General features: G+C 47.2%; 16 protein-coding genes. 13 read left to right on the top strand and 3 right to left on the bottom strand.

The annotated features are described in order from the left end of the window. Window positions 1-91 precede the first annotated feature (91 nt). From MNU25_RS18140 to MNU25_RS18125, 4 genes are all read left to right on the top strand, one after another. Window positions 92-376: a UxaA family hydrolase gene (locus MNU25_RS18140; protein WP_240986350.1), complete on the top strand. Its 285-nt coding sequence runs from the start codon at window positions 92-94 to the stop codon at window positions 374-376. A 3-nt stretch (window positions 377-379) separates the two neighbouring features. Beyond that, window positions 380-1,534, top strand: a complete 1,155-nt coding sequence (locus MNU25_RS18135) for a UxaA family hydrolase (RefSeq protein WP_240986349.1) — start codon at window positions 380-382, stop codon at window positions 1,532-1,534. A 274-nt stretch (window positions 1,535-1,808) separates the two neighbouring features. Beyond that, window positions 1,809-3,080, top strand: a complete 1,272-nt coding sequence (gene larAH5 / locus MNU25_RS18130; protein ID WP_240986348.1) for a nickel-dependent malate racemase, LarAH5 family — start codon at window positions 1,809-1,811, stop codon at window positions 3,078-3,080. Window positions 3,081-3,317: 237 nt separating this feature from the next. Further along, window positions 3,318-4,364 carry an Ldh family oxidoreductase gene (locus tag MNU25_RS18125; protein ID WP_240986347.1) on the top strand — a complete coding sequence of 349 codons (1,047 nt, stop codon included), beginning with the start codon at window positions 3,318-3,320 and terminating at the stop codon, window positions 4,362-4,364. On the opposite strand, the gene MNU25_RS18120 is transcribed toward MNU25_RS18125, so the two are convergent. After that, window positions 4,361-5,206, bottom strand: a complete 846-nt coding sequence (locus MNU25_RS18120; RefSeq protein WP_240986346.1) for a class II fructose-bisphosphate aldolase — start codon at window positions 5,204-5,206, stop codon at window positions 4,361-4,363. The two genes, MNU25_RS18125 and MNU25_RS18120, sit on opposite strands and share 4 nt — an antisense overlap. A gap of 350 nt (window positions 5,207-5,556) precedes the next feature. Here MNU25_RS18120 and MNU25_RS20195 point away from each other — a divergent pair, with 350 nt between their 5' ends. Then, window positions 5,557-6,324 (top strand): GntR family transcriptional regulator, encoded by a 768-nt coding sequence (locus tag MNU25_RS20195; RefSeq protein WP_277350699.1) that lies wholly within the window; start codon window positions 5,557-5,559, stop codon window positions 6,322-6,324. A 673-nt stretch (window positions 6,325-6,997) separates the two neighbouring features. On the opposite strand, the gene MNU25_RS18105 is transcribed toward MNU25_RS20195, so the two are convergent. Next, on the bottom strand, window positions 6,998-7,735 hold the full coding sequence (locus MNU25_RS18105) for an IS1634 family transposase (RefSeq protein WP_240986345.1): 738 nt from the start codon (window positions 7,733-7,735) through the stop codon (window positions 6,998-7,000). Between the two features lie 14 nt (window positions 7,736-7,749). After that, window positions 7,750-8,688, bottom strand: a complete 939-nt coding sequence (locus MNU25_RS18100) for an IS1634 family transposase (protein ID WP_240986344.1) — start codon at window positions 8,686-8,688, stop codon at window positions 7,750-7,752. Between the two features lie 397 nt (window positions 8,689-9,085). Here MNU25_RS18100 and MNU25_RS18095 point away from each other — a divergent pair, with 397 nt between their 5' ends. The 8 genes from MNU25_RS18095 (at window position 9,086) to MNU25_RS18060 (ending at window position 19,659) form a co-directional block, all read left to right on the top strand. After that, on the top strand, window positions 9,086-10,258 hold the full coding sequence (locus MNU25_RS18095; RefSeq protein ID WP_240986343.1) for a diphosphate--fructose-6-phosphate 1-phosphotransferase: 1,173 nt from the start codon (window positions 9,086-9,088) through the stop codon (window positions 10,256-10,258). A gap of 471 nt (window positions 10,259-10,729) precedes the next feature. After that, window positions 10,730-12,067 carry an ABC transporter substrate-binding protein gene (locus tag MNU25_RS18090; protein ID WP_240986342.1) on the top strand — a complete coding sequence of 446 codons (1,338 nt, stop codon included), beginning with the start codon at window positions 10,730-10,732 and terminating at the stop codon, window positions 12,065-12,067. Then, window positions 12,067-12,987 carry a carbohydrate ABC transporter permease gene (locus tag MNU25_RS18085; RefSeq protein ID WP_240986341.1) on the top strand — a complete coding sequence of 307 codons (921 nt, stop codon included), beginning with the start codon at window positions 12,067-12,069 and terminating at the stop codon, window positions 12,985-12,987. The genes MNU25_RS18090 and MNU25_RS18085 overlap by 1 nt, the downstream gene beginning before the upstream one ends. Continuing rightward, a complete protein-coding gene (locus MNU25_RS18080) occupies window positions 12,988-13,812 on the top strand; it encodes a carbohydrate ABC transporter permease (protein ID WP_240986340.1) in 825 nt (274 codons plus the stop codon). A gap of 30 nt (window positions 13,813-13,842) precedes the next feature. Then, entirely contained in the window at window positions 13,843-14,835 is a 993-nt protein-coding gene (locus MNU25_RS18075) for an alcohol dehydrogenase catalytic domain-containing protein (protein WP_240986339.1), read from the top strand. Window positions 14,836-15,537: 702 nt separating this feature from the next. Next, window positions 15,538-16,425, top strand: coding sequence for a dihydrodipicolinate synthase family protein (locus MNU25_RS18070; protein ID WP_240986338.1), 888 nt, complete (start codon window positions 15,538-15,540; stop codon window positions 16,423-16,425). A gap of 49 nt (window positions 16,426-16,474) precedes the next feature. Further along, on the top strand, window positions 16,475-18,151 hold the full coding sequence (gene ilvD, locus MNU25_RS18065; RefSeq protein WP_240986337.1) for a dihydroxy-acid dehydratase: 1,677 nt from the start codon (window positions 16,475-16,477) through the stop codon (window positions 18,149-18,151). A 68-nt stretch (window positions 18,152-18,219) separates the two neighbouring features. After that, entirely contained in the window at window positions 18,220-19,659 is a 1,440-nt protein-coding gene (locus MNU25_RS18060; protein ID WP_338077745.1) for an NAD-dependent succinate-semialdehyde dehydrogenase, read from the top strand. Window positions 19,660-20,113: the final 454 nt, after the last annotated feature.

Genomic DNA, 20,113 nt, shown 5'->3' with positions numbered 1-20,113 from the left:
GGTCAACATAATTTAAGGGGCCGTTGGTTGTCGGTTTAAGCAGTTCTTTATACTGTTTAAATAAAAGCTAAGATGCAAGAGGAGGTTTACCATGAGCAGCCACAAGTTTTTGGTACACGCTGACGGGGATAGCGTTGGCGTAGCTATCAGTGAGATCCAAGCTGGGGAAACAGTCACCGGAATCATCATGGATCCCGACCATGAGATCAGGATTCGGTCAAACCATGACATTCATGTGGGTCATAAGATTGCCCTAAAAAGCGTCAAAACCGGGGAGCTTGTTATTAAGTATGGTGAAAAAATCGGGAAAGCGACGCAGGACATCCAAGCCGGGGATTGGGTTCATGTTCATAATTTAAAGAGTGCGAGGTGGTAAACGATGAAGACTAAATTTTACGGCTATCGGCGTGACAATGGCAGGGTGGGGATCCGCAATTACGTTCTTCTTATCCCGGTTGACGATTTGTCCAATTCCGCTGTGTTAAAAGTGCAGAGCGTTATCCAAGGTACCTTGGCCATCCCCCATCCTTACGGACGCCTTCAGTTTGGCGAGGATTTGGAGTTGCACTTCCGGACACTAATCGGCAACGGCGCTAACCCGAATGTGGCGGCTGCTATCGTTATCGGCATTGAGCCTAATTGGGCCAAGAAGATTGCCGACGGGATTGCCAAGACCGGCAAGCCAGTGGCTTACTTCGGCATCGAGGGTCAAGGAGAACTGAAAACGGTCGAAAAAGCCAGCCGGAAGGCCCAAGAATTCGTGCAATATGCCACGTCCCTGCAAAAGGTGGAGGCAGACCTTTCCGAACTCACGGTCAGCTTTAAATGCGGAGAGTCTGATACCACGTCCGGTCTGGCGGGGAATCCCACGGCCGGTGTCGTCGGAGACCGTCTGGTAAAAATGGGAGGAACCGTAATTTTCGGTGAGACGTCGGAAATCACGGGGGCGGAGCATATTTTGGCCAAGCATTTTGCGACTAAAGAGCTTGGAGAAAAATTCTTACAGGTGCATGCCAATTACCTGAAAATGATAGAACAAAGCGGTGCCGATCTGCTGGGCTCTCAACCCACGCAAGGGAATATTGCCGGCGGGCTCACAACTATCGAAGAAAAAGCCCTGGGTAATATACCTAAAGCAGGCACAAGTCCTATTCAAAGTGTGTTGGACTTAGCCTGTGCGCCTGAAGGTCCGGGACTTCACTACATGGACTCATCCTCAGCCGCCGGGGAATTCATAACCTTAATGGGGGCGGCGGGGGCAGTGCTGCACCTCTTCATCACTGGCCAAGGTAATATCTGCGGCAACGCGATTGTTCCGGTGGTCAAGATTTCGGCCAATCCCAATACTGTGAAGAATATGGCAGAGCATATTGACGTGGATATCAGCGGGGTGCTAACCAGGGAGTTAAACCTGGAAACCGCTGCGGATAAGGTTTTGGCTCGTATGATTGAGACCGCTGGCGGACGCTATACAGATACCGAAGCTCTGGGTCATCAAGAATTTATCCTGACTCGTCTTTACGCCAGCGCCTAACAGAAAGTGGAACGGAGACGGTAAGGTAGGGCAGTCCGGGCAGTGCGGCTGCAATCCGGGCATTAGGGTGCGCGATATTCCCGCACCCTAATGCCGTCTCCATTGACAACGGTTTTCTCCGCAAGGACGGAGGTTTAGAGTGGGATTTTTAAGAAGTTGTTAACGAACCGGCAGACTCGATCCCAACGTTCAGGCGAAGTTCCTTCTACACGTGGCGGAAACAAGGGGTTTTCACTGGGTCGTTGTCGGGATACCTGGGTTAGGGGGAGTTAAGATGTTGATTGAGGTGCCTTACGGGTACAGGAAAGAAACCGCCGTTTTACCGGATGCTTGCCCGTGTGAATTTATCAAATTGTACGAAGTTGGGCCGCCGGCAAGTGCGAGTCAACAACTCGACCGGTGTTTGCAGGCTTTGATCGGGGCGACGGATCTGGACAAACTGAAGCGCTCCCGCACAGTGGCCATTGCGGTGAGTGACATTACGCGTCCGGCACCCAGCCGCCGGATTCTGGAGGCGTTGCTGCCTTGGCTCAACCTATATGGAATACGCCCAGATAACGTCACGGTGCTGGTGGGGGGAGGACTTCACCGTCCGGCTAAGCGGGAGGATTTGGATTATATCCTGGGCGAAACCTTCCTTAGCAAGATCAAAAACATTGTGGTACATGATGCCGATGATCAGAAGATGCAGACCTTTCTGGGGTATTCTCCGCTCGGGACTCCCGTTTATGTCAACAAGTTTTTTGCCCGGGCTGATTTTAAGATTGCCACAGGGGTGATTGATGCCCATCAGTTTATGGGATTTACCGGCGGCGTCAAAGGTGCGGTCATAGGTCTGGGTGGACGTCCTACGATTACTGCCAACCATGCCCGGCTCTTCAATCCGGGTGCCGAGGTGGGACACTTGGAAGACAATCCTGCTCGCCAGGATCTGGAAGAGATCGGCCGTATTATCGGAGTTGACATGGTGGTCAATGTGCTTCTCAATGCCGAGAAACAAGTGATTAAAGCCGTGGCAGGACATCCCGTCCAGGCTCACCGGGCAGGTGTGGAGTTTGCCAGAGGTGTGCTCGGGGCTGAAATAAGGCCTGCCGACATTGTCATTGCCTCAGCGGGAGGGTTCCCGAAGGACATCAATATCTACCAAGCCCAAAAAGCTTTGACGATTGCCGCTCACGCGGTGACACAAGGCGGAACGATCATCTTAGTGGCGGAGTGCAGGGAGGGAAGCGGCGAAGAGAGTTTTGAAAAGGAAATGTCCCTGTATGAGAGCCCGCAAGAGGTCGTGACTGCCTTTCAAACTAAGAGATTCACAATCGGACCGCATAAAGCCTTCTTGTGGTCCAAAGCTTTACTCAAAGCCCGGCGGGTCATTCTGGTGTCGGAAAATGTGCCTGCGGATTTAGCGAAGAGGCTCATGATAACAGCGGTCCCAAGCCTGCAGGAGGCTGTAAATTTGGCTTTACAGTACTATCCCGGCCACCCGAGTCTCGCCGTCCTGCCTAACGCTTCCTCACTAATTCCGACTGCGGAGGTCCGGACATGACGTTTCTTTCTCAGTTGGGTAACGACTGCCACAAATACAGAACCCCTGAGATCCCTGGAATCGGGGTTCTATTAATATGTTCACTGTTAGTGTAAAGCGCTTGGCGTTATTTTGTATGTTTAGCTACCGTAATAGCGGGGGCCGCGAGGCTCTGGAGGGGGCGGAAACTTCAGTTCCCCGAGCTTAGGGGCCTTGAAGGATCGCAAGATTTGCCGAGGGGATTGGGGGCTTACGTCTATGGAATTCACGTGTCCGGTCGACACACTGCGGCCGCATTGTTTTGCTCTGTTAGTTGCTGCCGGCGTACCGGAACAAGAGGCAGAGATCGCAGCGGGTATCTTGCTCGACACAAGCCTTGAAGGAATTGATACACATGGTGTGAGCCGATTGCCGGTGTATCTTTCATGCCTGGAGAAGGGTCGGATAAATCCCCGGCCTCAGATCAAAATAGTTAAAGAGGGTGCGGTGGCGAAGGTGGATGGTGACAACGGCCTGGGACAGCTGGTTGCCGCAAGGTCTATGTCTGTGGCAATGGATTTGGCCAAGGAATTTGGCGTTGGCTTTGTTGTGACCCGCCGCAGCAACCATTTCGGTGCGGCTTCTTACTATTGCAAAATGGCGGCAGGAAGGGGAATGTTAGGGATTGTCTTGACCAACGCCCCTCCGGCAATGCCTCCTTGGGGAGGAAAGTCTGCCTATTTTGGGACGAATCCCATCGCCTTTGGGATTCCTAATGGCGGGTTTCCCGTGGTTGTCGATTTGTCCTCTTCCCATGTTGCGCGCGGGAACATTATTCTGGCGGCGAAAGAAGGCCGACCGATACCCTTGGGCTGGGCGATTGACAAGGATGGCCAGCCGACTACTGATCCACAGGCGGCGCTTGAAGGAGGTGCCGTGCTGCCGGTTGGAGGTGCTAAAGGATACGCCCTCGCCTTGGCTATTGAGGTCATGACCGGTATTTTGTCGGGATCAGCCTATGGGGATGGGGTGGGGTTCATCTATGACGAGAAAACGGACCCCGCCGATGTCAGCCACTCGTTCATTGCCTTGGATATTTCCCGTATTATGCCGGAAAACGCGTTTCTCAGCCGAATGGAGGAGATGATCAGGGGGGTCAAAGCTGTTCCGGTGGCGGCCGGGGCCGCCGGGATCCGCGTCCCCGGTGAAAAACGTTATGAAACGTATCAAATTCGTGTGAAAAAGGGTATTCCCATGGGTCCGAGTCTGCTCCATGAGCTGCGGCAGACGGCGGCTCGCTTGGGAGTCAAGCCTTTAAATTGTTAGGCCCTACCGGCAGAGCCGCACATTTGGATTTTTTGTTCGACAACCCGAGCAACCCCCGCACGGGTCTTTACCGCTGCTTTCCAAGGTTCCTGTTCATGCCCTAAAGCTTCTGACATCCATCTGGCCCAGGCAACCTTAAGTTCTGTACCGATATTGACTTTTGTGATACCACAGCTGATAGCCTCACGAACCATGGCGTCGGGTATCCCTGACCCGCCGTGGAGGACCAGGGGAATCTTTAGGGCAGCTGCCAGTTTTTTAATCAAGTGAAAGTCAATTTTCGGCGGTCGTTTATACAAGCCGTGGGCGCTTCCGACGGCGGGAGCCAAAATGTCGATGCCGCTGTCCCGTACCAATTTAGCGGCTTCGTCGGGGTCGGCGAGGCCCATGTCAGGGTTAGTTCCGGTTTCCCGATTGTCTTCGACACCTCCGATGTGTCCCAGTTCCGCTTCTGCCGTTGCTCCCCGCTCATGGGCCAGTTTTGCGGTTTGATAGGCCAGGGCAATGTTCTCGTCCAGAGGGCGGGACGAGGCATCAAGCATGACGGAAGTGAATCCGTTGTCCAATGCCCATTTGATCCAATGGAGGCTGTCGCTGTGGTCGAGGTGTAAAGCGACGGGTACGTTGGCGTCCTTCGCCGCTTCTCGGGCCATAGCAGCAGCGGCGACCCGCCCGATCTTCTCCAAGTAAATGGGACTGATTTGCAGGATCACTGGCGAGCGGCTTTTTTCCGCGGTCTCAATTATGGCCTGCAGGATCTCCAGGTTATGGAAGTTTAGGGCCGGAATGGCGTATTTTCCCTGTTTGGCGTGGTTGAGCAGGTGAATTGATGGTTCTAACACTAAAATTCCTCCTCACGGCAATTAGATGGCTGCTCAATATTTCCCTTGACAAGGGCAATACTAGCACACTATAATATTATTGTAAATATGCAATATTACATATTTACGAAATATGCTCACCAAGTACATTGGACCAATTTCACAAAAAGCCTCAGGGCCACAGAATTCCCAATATTCTGGGTCGGCGGACATCTCCCTAGCCTGACCCCGATGAGGACCAAGAAGGACTAAAGAGGGGGGATGAAAAAACCAAAGGCTCCTTGATCATTGACGGCAAGGCAGTTATCGGCTAATCTAATAATATTGTGCAATATTGCCATATATGGTTAAGGAAAAGGAGTCTAATTAAGATGGATTTGAGAACGGAATCTATCCCCTTACACTACCAGTTGACAAACAGGTTGCGAGACGGTATCAGAGACGGCGTTTGGAGCTTGGGCGAACTTTTTCCTACGGACAAGGAACTCATGCAACAGTATGGGGTGAGCAGTACCACGGTCAGACGCGCTGTGGGACAGCTGGTGCAAGAAGGGCTGCTGGAGCGCAAAGCGGGGAAGGGGACCTTTGTCCGGAAAAAACCGGTTGAAGAAACATTGGGGCTTTTAACGGGTTTTTTCGAAGAAATGAGCAGTCGTGGCTTTACGCCGAGCGCTGCGGTACTCAATCTATCCGTCGTCGAATTGACGCCGAAAGAGGTGGAGAAGGTACCCCTATTAAGTGTCTTCAGGAACAGAAAGGTTTTTTTAATCGAAAAAATACAAAAGTTGAACGATGAACCCATTGCTTACTTGCGGAGCTATTGGCCTTACGAACATGGCGCGCGTATGGCGGAATTTGATCTCACGAAAGTGGGGTTGTATGAGATTGCGACCAAAGAGCTCCATCTAGTTTTAACCCGGGCCGAGGAGACTATCGGTTCGGATATTGCCCGCAAAAAGGTGGCAGAGCATCTTGGCGTGAGGGTCGGTTTTCCCATCCTCACGATGGATCGTATTGCCTTCAGCGGCACAGAACCCGTGGAAGTCTCGCTCAATTCATACCGTGCCGATAGATATATGTACAAGATCACGCTCCATCAACACAGAACCAACAATATTGAAGGAATTTATCTCTCCTGAAAGCTTCTATTTCACCTAGTAGTAATGTCTGGAGTTGGCAGAAATTGCTCATTAGGTTTGGACGGGGATCACGGCAGCGTTTGTGAAAACGTGATTATTAGGTGATGAAAACGAAGACGGAGAATATGCCGGATTGAATCGTAAATCCGTCGTCGGCAAAGAACCGCATCGTTAAACATTAAACCAAGGCTTTTAATTAAATGAACAACGAGTTAAACGAGCGATAATAGCATATATACTGAACCATTTGGAATATAATACTTGTCAACATCGCAGCCGAATCAAAACACTTGCCATTAGTAATCTCCTCAACTCCCCTGTTCAGGCTGCTCCGCTAATCAGTATGATTATAATTAACTGCTCAGTACATCCGAATTTACAAAACTATGTCAGGGAGTCTGTGTCGGTTCCAATAGCAGTATCTTAATTCTTGGGAGTGCTTGTTTGGTGGCGATTAATGCCGAGATTATGAAACATGGGTTGAGTCAGGTAGAAGATATGATAGTGGCCTATTTCAATTCTGGTTACATTCCCGGTAAGTGTTTCGTCATCTTTCTTGCTGATTATAACTATGGGGATAAATGTCTGATCACTAGCGGTACCTTACGAAATATTACTTTTCTAATTCAAAGAATCCTTTGATATCAAGGGTTCCAGGGCTAAAAACGTAGTACTAAACGCTGTAGTTTCTCAATTTTAGAGCATTGAAGAGGTTGTTTTGCTCCTGGTCCATTTCGGTCAACATCATGACTTGGACGGGTTCTTTTGACCGCCTGGCCGAGGAGTATTCAAGGGTTACTTCTTGAATCTTGGAGAGTTTTTCAAAAGCTCTGGTCAGGGACATGGAAATCTTTTCGTTTTGCAGTTCCTTCCTTATGAGCGCCGACATTAAGAGCGCGCTAAAACAGTAGAACGCATGTACTCGGATTTTTTGGTCGGTCCAGTGCAGCAATGGGTCCCAACTGACCCAGGAGGGGTCTTTCATTTGCCGGAAAGAGTTCTCTATTCCGGACTGGTCGCGGTAGGTTAAGATGACCTCTTCCGCATCCCAGTCGTCCCTATCTGTAAAGAGAATTGTTTTACCCAGGGAAGTGGCTTTAAGATCCTCAAAGGCCTCTTCGTTGAAGCGGAACTGAAGGTCAACCCATTTGTTTTCTTCTCCTACGTTCTGGAGGGTATAGCTAAACAAGGGTTTCATGTGCTGACGCAGAAGGATTCTTTGGACCTGCTTGTCTACAGACTCAGCCGTGGGCCTTTTGCCCTTCCTTTTTGCATCCTTCCATTTTAGGAGCTTTCCTTGAAGCAAGGTTAAGAGTTTCCGGGACTTTTCCATATTGGTAAAAATACCTTGGAGTTGCCCTTTCAGGAGCGTCGGATTGTAAACGGCAACGACTGTTCGTTCGGTACCCAATACCTTTTCTCGGGTTATGTAGTACTTTTAAGTCGTTCCTGTCGGCAGTCCTGATAATCCTTCAAGGGTACCGTAAGGATTTTCTTAAGATGAGACGGCGATAAAGAAGCCACGAAGTGTAAGGGACTTGTATCGACTGTCTGAAGGTTTTTCTGGGAATTGTTGCCCTTGTCACACACTATCGTTAAGTCATCACAGGCCGCGAATAAGTCGTTAAAATGTTGGATCATCTCCCGAATAAGGCGGTCAAATTCCACCGGATCCGAGTCATTTCCCTGATAGACATCAAAAAACAAAGGAATGCCTCCCTCGCGGCTGACCATCAGGGCGAGGCCGATTTGGCGCAGGTCTGTTCTCTTCTGTTTGTTATGACCACGCTGGGGTAGGGTACAGGGATTCGTTGTATCAATGTAAGTAAAGAAGTTGGTCGCATCGTAGAGGAGTACCCGTAAGTCAACCTGATAGATCTCCACCACCCTTTTGGCCAGTGCGATTTGCAGTTCTGTTACCTCCTCTTGGGTAATCAGGTCCATATTGTCCCAGAACCGCTGGCTGGTAAGCAGCTTTGGATCGATATTTTGAATACGCGGCAAGACCGTCGACTCATACCACTCTCCGATCTTGCTTTTGCTGGTAGGTGCCGAGCATCGGTTGCAGGCGGCCACGAGCATGTACTGCCCTACGGTAGCACCCTGATTGCGTTTCACAACCACATCATCGACAAGCTTGACGAAGCCTAGTTTATCGGTAATGGTCAAAAGTGCGGCACTGAGGCCGAATTCCCGGCTCTTTACCGAACTTGGCCGGGGTGGTTCCGTCACCTTGCGGATAATATCGTCAAGTTTTCCGAGGTATTTTTTAGAAACGACCCTGGGTTTACCGTTCACTCGTTTTGTCTCAATAGCGTAGTAGTATGGCCTCCCGTTGACCATCTGTTTAATGAGGCCGGCCATAAGAATTCCCTCCTCGCGATTAATTTAAGCAATATATATTAAACTATATCGCGAGAAGTGTCGAAAGGCAACGCGCAATATGGAACATTTTGGATCAGTCTTATAGTTTAGGTATCACATGCTTATTGTAGCTCTTCCTAACGAGCTCCAGATCGCTATTTCATTCTTGGGCACTACAATTCTAAGTTGAAGAATCCAGTATTATCAAGGGTTACAGGTCCAGCTTCAACGCAAAATAGGCTAAAAACTTTTTATTTCGTAAACTCCCGCTAGACGAAAGGATCAATATGGCTCGAATTTCGGGAATGTTGCTGGTGCCTAGCGGGATTACATTTATAAGGAGTACATGCCAAAAACTCACATGGTTTAGAAAGTTCTGGAGGTGTTTGATTGATTCATGAAAACAAATGTAGCAATTGTTCAAGCCGGCGGTCCCACATCCGTGTTGAATGCAAGTTTAGCAGGTTTTTTGGAAGCAGCAGCTTCTTCTAATCAATATAAGGAGATTCTTGGTTTTCAGAATGGGATTGAGGGTTTGATTACAAATAGAACTGTTCGTTTGGATGGGCTTGGTAAAGCTCAGATTGGTGCTCTTAAATTCCAACAAGGGGCGGTTCTTGGGGCGGGGCGATATCCGTTGCTTGCTCAAGGATTGACAAGTATACGAACTAACCTGCGGCAGCGTGGCATAAGCCAGTTAGTACTAGTCGGCGGCAACGGGACAATGTGGGCTGCTGACCAAATTGGCTCTGCCTGCTCAGACGTTCAAGTGGTTGGAATTCCGAAAACAGTGGATAACGATCTTTGGGGAACAGACCATTCTCCAGGCTATCTGAGTGCTGCCAAATTTGTTGGTGAAGGCATCAAATCGTTAGCGCTGGATCTCTGGTCGATACGTAATTTTGAACGCGTCCGGGTAGTGGAGGTGATGGGGCGGAATGTCGGTTGGCTAGCAGCCGCGGCCAGCCTGGTCGAAAATTCCTTGTCAGAGTTTCCACCGATTCATATTTATGTTCCGGAGCATAAGTTCTATTTCGAAAAGTTTTTTGCTAAGGTCAATGAACATCTGCAGACGTACCCTTGCCTGTTGGTGGTTGTAAGTGAAGGGGTTCGTAATGAATCTGGAAATCCGATTTCGGAATACGAAATTGGGGGAAGCACGAGTAGTACGATTCCGGGAGGAGTAGCTCAATTATTGTCTTCGGAGTTACGCGACTGCGGAATTCCATCGCGCGGTGAGAATTTAGGGACTCTCCAGCGGTCGAATACTTGGACAGTCTGTGAGCGGGATCGCCAGGAAGCCATATTCTTAGGAGGACAGGCTGTTAAAGTTTTGCAAGAAGGCAACAGCAATGTCATGTTGGGTTTGCAGGGTAAGGCCGTTGGCTTAACCGATGAAGCTAGGGTTCAATTGGTGACCTTCCGGAATGTTGCAGGAATGGAGCGCCCTTTAGATCCCAACTTTTTGACAGAGTACGGAATTGACCAGTCTTTTATGGCCTGGTTGCAGAGCAGGATGGGAGAACCATTGGCGAGTTCTGACAGTGAACGCCAGGTGGTGTGGATATGATTAACAAGTTTTCGCTGATAAGACGAATATTAATGAAAAGGAGCTGATCACGGATGTTCTGCCTTTTCGTACTGAGAAATTTACATTTTTCGTTGTGTCACTCTCCCTAATATGTTTCTCGTTAGGTAGAGTCCCCTGAAAAACAGCTAATTCGAAGAAATCTCGGCCAAAGATATCCAACCTAACCCGCATGAATAAAGGGTTTACCAGCGAAGGCGTTGGCTGGATGTTATAAAGTAGGGACTTTTTCAGGGGAATCTAGGTAGTGCGAATGCAGTCGCCCATTTCTGGTGAGGTCGTTGGGGTGCCTATCTCATCATCAGGCAACATTCGGGCTTTTCCGGAGGTAAACAAAAATAGAGCAAATAGAGGGTGCTTGTGTGGATGTTTCCTACGAAAAAAAAGAGTCAAAAGTTAAAAGAGTTGATGTTGACGTAATTCCGGGAATTTATAAAAAGGGAGGGACTTTAAGTGAATAACACCAAGAGAACAATATCCTTAGTATCAACCATAACCATTATGGTGCTGTTAATGGCTCTTGTTTCTGGGTGTGGTCAGGTTACCCAAGCAAGTCTTAATGGTGGGAAAACTAATAAACAATCCGAGACGATTACAGTTTTGGCAGAAAAACACCCGTGGACTACTGCAATCCAACCCTATATTCCTGAGTTTGAGAAACAGACGGGCATAAAAGTTAATCTAATGATCCTCTCAGAACAACAGCAACGAGATAAAAGTTTAATGACTTTGCAAGCGAAGAGTCCTGATATAGATGTGTTCATGTCCCTCAAATCCCTCGAAGGTTTGGCTTATGAAAAGGCAGGCTTTTATGAGGATTTAGATAAGTATATCAGGGATGCAAAATTGACTCCGGCGGACTATAAAGTCAACGATTTCATGAAAGGACCTTTTGATGGAGAACGTATTGAAGGCAAGCTCGTAGGGATTCCAATTATTGTAGAGGGACCTGTCGTTTTTTATAGAAAAGACTTGTTTGCGCAGTACAATATTCCTATTCCTAAAACACTAAATGACCTTGTAAGGGCAGCACAAACGGTTGAACAAAAAAGCAAGGGGCGCATCTATGGAGTTGCACTTAGAGGTCTAGCGCCAGCGGTGAGTTACACCTTTGGGACATTCTTTCATAACATGGGTTTAGAGTGGTTCGATAGTAACGGTAACCTTAACTTTAATAAGCCTGGAGCGGTCAAAGCAATAGACACGTACTGCACCCTTGCAGCAAAATATGGCCCGCCTGGAGCCGTAAACAATAACTTTTATCAATCTTCTTCCTTGTTTGCTCAGGGTAAGGTCGCTATGGAAATTGATGCTTCCAATGAATTAGCATCAATAACAGATCCCAATAATTCTAAAGTAATAGGTAAAATTGGAGTATTTCCTATTCCAGCCGGACCAGGAGGTAATCACCCAACAGTGCTACAGTGGGGGATTTCAATGTCGGCATATTCACAGCACAAAGATGCTGCCTGGGAATTTATTCGCTGGGCAACTAGTCCGGATATGCAATTAAAGCTGGCGTTAAAAGGTATTGCGAGTCCCAGATCCTCTACGTGGGAAAATACCCAATTTAAAGCGTCTCTTAGGGATGCTACAAAAAAAGAGTGGGCTAAAACTCTCGAGTTCATAATGAAGAATGGAAATCCGGAAGTTGGACCGCCGGCAATAAAGGAAGCCGCAGTGAGACAAGTTATCGGGAACAACATTGACAAAGTCATGCTGGGTTCTGAGACACCTCAACAGGCAGCTGACGCGATTCAACAAGGTGTGACGGAGGTTATTAAACAATAATGAGTGGTCCAATAGTAAAAGGGGGTGGGCTCTTGCACCATCCCCGTCTGCGGAAAGCAAAAAGCAATGATCTTATCGCTGCGTTCCTAATGGTCAGTCCCGCTATCGTGTTCACCTTAGCCATGATCATATTTCCGATAGGATATGCTCTATTCCTTTCACTGACAAAGTGGGTACCGGGTTCTTCGGTTACTCAATTTGTTGGCCTAAGCAATTTCCGAAGAATGTTAGGTGATCATGTATTTTGGTTATCCTTTCGCGTGACGATGATACTTTTCATTGCTTGTTTGCTTCTAGAGACAATTATTGGCATATATTTAGGTATTCTCTTAAGCAAGGATTTACCGGGGCAAAAGGTTCTACAGGCGGTTATATTGATTCCATCTATAATTGCCTCTGTAGCTATTGGTATGATGTGGATTCAGATTCTTGATCCGACACTGGGATTTGCCAATTATTTATTGAGCATTGGTGGCCTTAAACCGTTGGCTTGGCTTGCTAATCCAGGTACTGTATTACAATCCCTAATCATTATTGATGTTTGGCAATGGTCGCCTTTTATGGCATTGATAATTACAGGGGGCATGAGGACTCTCCCGTCAGAGCCTTTTGAAGCAGCACTAATTGATGGGGCAAACAAGTGGCAAATATTTAGATTTGTGACGTTGCCCCTCCTAAGACCAGTTATAATGGTAGCTATACTTTTGAGAAGTGTGGATTTGGTACGCTTTTTCGATACGGTGTATATCATGACCCAAGGTGGGCCTAATAATGCTTCAATGACCTTAAATGTTTATTCCTATCTCCAAGGATTTAACTATATGGATATGAGCTATGGCAGTGCCATTATGCTTTTCCTGTTGCTGTTAGTGATATTAATAAGTTTAGTGATCACTAAACTGCGTAGGAGGATGTCGTGAGTGCAAAATAAGCGGTATTACGTTGGTGCATATGTACAATATATAATCTTGGCCCTTGCCTTCCTTGGGCCAGTATTATGGATGGTTAGTTCTTCATTTAAAAACAATGTTGATATTACAGCTTATCCGCCAGTCATTTTGTTCAAACCGACTCTTAATAATTACTTAAACTTGTTTCGGGTCTATCCTTTCGGCCAATACATCCTAAATAGTTTTATTATCACGGGATTTTCCACTCTTTTAGGGTTGATTCTAGGAGTCCCTGCGGCTTACGCTATAGCCCGATTTCGCCTCAATTCAATAGCGTTATTGTCACTGTTAGCAAGGATGGCTCCCGGCGTATTGTTTCTCATTCCGTGGTATATTATTAGTACAAGTTTGCATATATCGAGCAATGACTTTGCAGATTATTTGTCTTTAATTTTAGCTCACTGTGTAATAACAATGCCACTAGTAGTTTGGCTCATGATATCGTATTTTGAGAGTATACCAATAGATACTGAAGAATCTGCGGTAATTGATGGATGCTCAAGATGGGGGTTATTCTTCAGAATAGCTCTGCCACTGTCACTGCCGGGTCTAGCTGTATCAACAGTTTTATCTTTTATTTTTTCATGGAACTATTTTCTTTTCGCACTGGCGTTAGCAAACAATGCAACTATGCCTTTGACGGTGATCGCATTCAATTTTATTGGTGAAGGTTCCGCCGACTGGGGAGGGTTAATGGCTGCCAGTACAATCATAAGCCTTCCTGCCTTAATTCTAACGATTTTTGCTCAAAAACTTCTGATTAAAGGACTTACAGCAGGAGCTATCAAGGGTTGAGGAAAAGAATAATAAAAAGGAGAACTTAAAATGTTAGCAGCAAGTTTTATGGGGGAACAGAAGATTGCACTTGTAGACAAAGAAATCCCGGCAATTAAATCTGACGAGGTGCTTATTAAAGTTGCATATACTGGGTTATGTGGTTCGGATAAGCGACTATTTTACCTAGGGACACCCGTTGTACCAGGTCACGAAATCTCTGGAACAGTAATTCAGATAGGAGTAGATGTAAATACAGATATTCACAAAGGAACTAGAGTCATAGTGTATATTCCTTTGTATTGCAACTCCTGTAACGAATGCCGTTTAGGAAACTACAATCGATGCGAAAACATTTCTGGTTTAATTGGTTGGCAGGTACCCGGAGGCTACGAGGAATTCATGGCAGTGCCTGCTGGAAACGTTATTCCTATAGATGATGATATTAGTTTGGATGAAGCCGTCTTGTTACTTGATACCATTGGTACCCCAGGGCATGGAATACGCATGTGCATTAAGGCTATTGGCGACAATGTTGCTGAGAGGGCACTTGTAATTGGATGTGGTCCTTTAGGTCTAGGATCTCTTCTGGTTTTAAAGGGAATGGGAATAAAGGAGATTTACGCTTATGATCCAAATGTAAATAGGCTCCACTTGGCGTTAGACTTCGGTGCAAGGGCATATGATGCCGAAAGGTCTCCTGAAATGCATATAGTAATCGAAGCGAGTGGCCAAGAAGTTGCGCGTCAAATGGCACTGCATGCTGTGCATGCTGGGGGAGCAGTCTTACTACTGGGGGAAAGCAGTACCCCTTGGACGATTGTTCCAAGTCCAGAAATTAGGCGTAAGGATTGTTTCTATATTAGGTCGTTCTATTTTCCGCTAAAGGAGGTAAAAGAAAATGTAAGTCTATTCAAGGATAATAGGACCGAATTCAACAAACTCATTAGTGAAGTCGGATCATTAAAGGAGATTGAACGTATGCACATTGACTTTTGTGAGGGCAAAACGATTAAACCACTTGTTAAACTGTCGGTAGATTAGTATGTCTTACCCGATGCGGCTGTCCGGATTGTGCGCACGTGTCGTACCTAGATTTGCGAGGCATTATCGAATTATTTTGCAGATAGGGTTTAGATAGGGTTCGTTACCATGGCCTTAACATGTTAGTTGCGGTGGTTCGTTTCAGCAGCCATTTTAACTTTTGCATGGTTTTAGCGATCTGTCCCAAAGGCATACTGGTTGACGAAACCTTTTACACCGGTAACGATGGTCAAGTTCCTGAAATGCTTTGGTATCAAACGGCGGGCCACGAAAAGTAAACGTATCGTCGCGGCAGAAACCCCACAAACAGCCATGCAAAAGGACAAAGGGAAAGAATGTGATGAAGATTGTCACGGTGATGGTATGAGAAGATCCTGTAGCGTTTACACAACAAAGTCCGTTGAAAGGAATACGAGAGACAGAAGAGGATATACCCAAAGTAAACTTGACCAAGGAAAGCTCACTGTGGATGCAACGTGCACGCCATTCAACCCGCGTCTTTTGATGGACTTGGGGTTATTGAACGAAACCCTTGAAAAACTGAACGAGATCATTGATTGCTCCATGAGGGTGGTCGACAAGCAAACAAGTTAGTGGAAGCAACTAGCGGAAATTCGAAAATTGGTTTATCAGCAGGTCAAGATGTACAAAAAGTGTCCGGGTCCTAAAATTGACCAGATGAGTGGGAGGCAGTGTAAAGAAGTGAAGAAACTTAAGGGAATAGTGGCCGCAACAGTGACACCAATCGATCACTTTGGGAAGGTAAACTTTCAGGAGATCCCTGAATTCATTAGTTTTTTACTAGATAAAGGAATCCACGGATTGTTTCCCTGCGGATCCACCGGCGAAGGAATTTTGCTCTCTACAGACGAACGCAAGAAAGTGGCTGAGCTAACCGTTAAAGAGGCTTCTGGACAAGTGCCTGTCGTAATTCACACAGGATCAATTGACATTCACGAGGCCATTGAACTCACTGTTCATGCCCGGAATATCGGGGCGGATGGAGCTGCTTTGATACCACCATATTACTATAGTGTCGATGAGGCAGCAATCCTTGATTACTATCGTTCTATAGCCCAAGAGGTCAAAGATTTCCCTCTCTATATTTACAACATTCCGGGGAACGTGAAAAATGTGATTTCCCCCATGATCGTCGTAAAACTCCATGCCGAGTTTAGTAATATTCTGGGTATTAAAGACAGTAGCATGGATTTTATGAATTTTATTAACTTTAAAGCGGCACTTCCAGGCGATTTTTGTGTTCTCATGGGCAACGATGCTCAAATCTACTCAAGTGTCTTGATGGGAGGAAGCGGGGCTATTGCTGCAACAGCAAGTGCATTTCCCGAGCCAGTAGTGGAAATCTACGAAAGTATTAAGGCTGGAGATCTAAATGCGGCTCTGAAAGCTCAAAAAATAGTAACCGAAATCAGAACTATATTTAGAAGCTATCCACCTGTTGCCTCATACAAAAAAGCGCTAGAGTTCCGCGGGATTAAAGCCGGTGTCCCCCGCTTGCCTCTGAGAGGAATGACAGACGAAGAGTCAGAAAGGATGACAAGAGAACTTAGCAATCTCGGATTGCTGTAAGTTTTGGAAATTTGGAGTGGTTGTCAGGTGGACGAAAGGGGTAAAAGATATGTTTACCAAAGACCGTAAATATCGTAGTTATGACGTCGTTGTTGGGATGGATCGTGGCGGGCAGCGTGCTCACTTAAAGAATCTAGGCCTTTTAACTGAAGATATGAAGAAACCCTTTATAGGTATTGTCAACACCTATAATGAAATGCATCCTGGCCACTTTCATTTAAATGAGATTGTAAAGCATGTTCGCGACGGTGTCTGGGCGGCTGGGGGTGTTCCTTTTGAGTTTGGCACCATCTCAATATGTGACGGCTTTGCTCAAGCTAATCTGGGAATGTGTTATGCTCTACCCAGTAGAGAAGTAATAGCTGATTCAATAGAGGTTATGACAGAAGGGCATAGATATGACGGTCTAGTCTTAGTAGGCGGGTGCGACAAGATTGTGCCGGCCTTCCTCATGGCGATAGCACGATTGGATCTCCCTGCTATAGTCGTTACGGGGGGTCCTATGCTTCCTGGCCGTTATAAGGGCAAGGACTACGCGACATATGAACTTAAAGAAGCTGCAGGAAAGGTTCAGCGAGGAATCATGAGTGAAAAAGAGTTAGAAGAAATGGAAGGTTGTCTCTCGCCAACGGCCGGGTCTTGTTCAATGATGGGCACAGCTAATAGTATGTCAGTGGTGGCCGAAGCATTAGGCCTTACTATGCCGGGGTGTGCTACAGCGCATGCAGTGGAAGGTATTAAACGTCGTATTGCTAAGGCTAGTGGCTATAAGATTGTGGAACTTGTGAATCGCGGATTTAGGCCCAGTTCCATTCTTACTAGAGAAACATTCTTCGACGCTATTAAGGTTGCCATGGCTGTTGGCGGGTCAACTAACACCGTACTTCATATTCCTGCGATTGCTCATGAAGTGGGAATTAAAATTACGCCCGAGGATTTCGAACGTCTAAGCAGTTGCACCCCATATCTTGTAAAAATAAAGCCAAGTGGTCAGCATACGCTCAAAGATTTCGAAGATGCGGGGGGAGTTCCTGCAGTAATGAGAGAACTGGGTGACTTGATTGACGTTTCCCGAATGACGGTAAGCGGATTAACCGTCGGTGAAATTACTGCCGAAGCAAAAAACAAAAACTCGGAAGTCATTAGAACTATAACAAATGCATATAGCAATCAGGGTAGCCTCGCTGTTTTGAAAGGTAATCTAGCTTCTAAGGGAGCGGTAGTCAAACAAACCGCCGTACATCCTACGATGTTAAAACACCGGGGTCCGGCTCGTGTGTTCAACAGTGAGGACGAAGCAGTGATAGCAATCTCTGGTGGCAAGATAAACCAAGGTGATGTCATCGTAATTCGATACGAAGGCCCTATAGGGGGACCGGGAATGCGCGAGATGTTAACGGCTACATCCTATCTCGTCGGCATGGATCTTGCGAATGTGGGATTAGTAACGGATGGACGTTTCTCAGGGGCTACCAGAGGACCGGTTATCGGACACGTCTCTCCTGAAGCCGCCATTGGTGGGATTATTGGTTTAGTTGAGGAAGGGGATGAAATTCTAATCGATATTCCTCAACGTAGATTAGAACTCCTAGTATCTGATGAAGAGTTGGAACGTCGTCAAAAATCGTGGAAAGCAGAAGAGCCTAAGATCAAAAAGGGGTATTTGCAACGCTATATGCATTGGGTCACTTCGGCTGATGACGGGGCATTTCTCAAGTCGGAATAATCTGCGGCCTTGTTTGGTTGATGGAAAGGTAATAATTCAGCGAAAAGTTGGAAGGAGAAAATAGATTTATGACCGGGGAAATTATGAAGTCGCTTTTCATTGACGGAGAATGGAGGGAGCCCATTAAGCAAGGTAGCAAAGAGGTGACAAACCCGGCAACAGGAGAACCTATCTGTCAAATAGGGCATGGGGACAGCGGTGACGCTTTACTAGCTGTGGAAACCGCGGCCCACGCTTTCACAGGATGGTGTTCAACTTCCGTGCGTCAACGGGCTAATATCTTAACTGCAGTAGCCGGACTGTTGCGGCACAGAGCAGATCACATCGGAGAGGTTTTAGCTTCCGAAACCGGGAAAACCTTATCTCAGGCAGTTGGAGAGGTGAATTTTGCCGCCGAATATTTCCAGTGGTTTGCCGAAGAGATTCGCAGACCGTACGGGAGTTGCATCCCGAGCGACGCGGCCAATAAGCGGCATATTGCCTACAGCCAACCGGCAGGGGTCGCTTTATGCCTTACTCCGTGGAATTTTCCGGTTTCTATTCAAGCGCGGAAGATAGCGCCGGCTTTGGCAGCAGGTTGCTCCGTTGTGGCAAGGGCATCCGATGAAGCCCCGTTAAGTGTGATTGAGCTATTTAGATGTCTTCAGGATGCCGGCGTTCCTAAAGGGGTGGCAAATTTGGTCTTAGGTCCGGCAGCATCTACGGCAGAAGCAATGATGAAGCATCCCGCCGTACGGGTTGTGAGTTTCACGGGCTCCACCTCTGTTGGGCGTGCTTTAATGCGGCTAGCGGCGGATGGGATGTTGCGCCTGGCTCTGGAATTAGGAGGAGATGCACCTTTCATCGTCTTTGATGATGCAGATCTTGAAAAGGCTGTTGAGGGCGCTATGATTGCGAAATTCAGGAATAACGGGCAGTCTTGTATAGCTGCCAACCGTTTTTACGTACATGAAAGGGTTTATGATGAATTTGTCTCAATTTTCGTGAGCAAGATTGCTAAGATGAGGATAGGGAATCCACTTATGGATCCGGCGGTCGATCTTGGTCCACTGATAAATCTCGCGAGCAAAAACAGGGTTGAAGGGTTGATCCGCGAAGCGGCGACGCTTGGCGGAAAACATTTAGTGTCTAAAGCGGTGGTACCTGTTGAAGGTTATTATGTTTCTCCGGTTGTCATGGAAAACGTGCCCGAAAGTGCTGCATTTGCGAGGGAAGAATTATTTGCTCCTGTTGTACCGATATCTAAATTTGCAGATGAGGCTGAGGCGATTAAAAAGGCAAATAACACAGATATGGGATTGGCGGCTTATGTGTACACCAATACTCTATCCCGATCCACGCGGGTTACGGAATCTCTCAGATTCGGGATCATTGGTCTAAACAATGCCTTGCCCTCCGTGGCATATGCCCCGATGGGGGGAGTAAAACAGAGCGGGCTAGGTCGTGAGGGCGGAAGGACAGGGCTGGAGGAATTCATGGATGTCAAATATGTTGCGACAGAAGTTTAGGGTCACTGGGGATCGGCTGAACACGTGTAAGATTTTGTCGCTAAACCGATCAAACGGAATGTGATCGAAAGTAGTGACGAGCAATGGGAAAGCGGAAGACATCCTTGCGGAGAGGCCTATTCTTCTCCTCAATGAATGTCCGCACGGGGGAGTGATCTTCCATGGGTGGTTCGGCCTTTAGGACCCAGCGTTTTGCGAATAAGCCCCTCCAAACGACTTTTCGTAGGCTTGCACGTATCGATTAATGGTATTGTAATGACAGCCAAACGCTTCGGCTAATTTCCGCTGAGAGGCTACCTGGGACCGAGTCAGGCCATGGGAAGAAATGTCGGTTGGATCGCATCAGCATCACTCTTGGCACAAAAAACCAAGGGTGATGCTGCGCATCTTATTTATTTACCGGAAAGACCCTTTAAACGGGAAGAGTTCCTCGCAGCTGTTCGAGGTTTACACG

It is taken from the genome of Acididesulfobacillus acetoxydans, from assembly GCF_902729405.1.
Taxonomy (GTDB): Bacteria; Bacillota; Desulfitobacteriia; order Desulfitobacteriales; family Desulfitobacteriaceae; genus Acididesulfobacillus; species Acididesulfobacillus acetoxydans.
This window is presented reverse-complemented; position numbering and strand designations above follow the sequence as displayed.

Bases quoted from the DNA above. Each gene is read 5' to 3' on its own strand.
- MNU25_RS18095 (WP_240986343.1), top strand. From the start codon at position 9,086: ATGAAAACAAATGTAGCAATTGTTCAAGCCGGCGGTCCCACATCCGTG.
- MNU25_RS18140 (WP_240986350.1), top strand. From the start codon at position 92: ATGAGCAGCCACAAGTTTTTGGTACACGCTGACGGGGATAGCGTTGGC.
- MNU25_RS18100 (WP_240986344.1), bottom strand. From the start codon at position 8,688: ATGGCCGGCCTCATTAAACAGATGGTCAACGGGAGGCCATACTACTAC.
- MNU25_RS20195 (WP_277350699.1), top strand. From the start codon at position 5,557: ATGGATTTGAGAACGGAATCTATCCCCTTACACTACCAGTTGACAAAC.
- MNU25_RS18135 (WP_240986349.1), top strand. From the start codon at position 380: ATGAAGACTAAATTTTACGGCTATCGGCGTGACAATGGCAGGGTGGGG.
- larAH5 (WP_240986348.1), top strand. From the start codon at position 1,809: ATGTTGATTGAGGTGCCTTACGGGTACAGGAAAGAAACCGCCGTTTTA.
- MNU25_RS18085 (WP_240986341.1), top strand. From the start codon at position 12,067: ATGAGTGGTCCAATAGTAAAAGGGGGTGGGCTCTTGCACCATCCCCGT.
- MNU25_RS18075 (WP_240986339.1), top strand. From the start codon at position 13,843: ATGTTAGCAGCAAGTTTTATGGGGGAACAGAAGATTGCACTTGTAGAC.
- MNU25_RS18060 (WP_338077745.1), top strand. From the start codon at position 18,220: ATGACCGGGGAAATTATGAAGTCGCTTTTCATTGACGGAGAATGGAGG.
- ilvD (WP_240986337.1), top strand. From the start codon at position 16,475: ATGTTTACCAAAGACCGTAAATATCGTAGTTATGACGTCGTTGTTGGG.
- MNU25_RS18125 (WP_240986347.1), top strand. From the start codon at position 3,318: ATGGAATTCACGTGTCCGGTCGACACACTGCGGCCGCATTGTTTTGCT.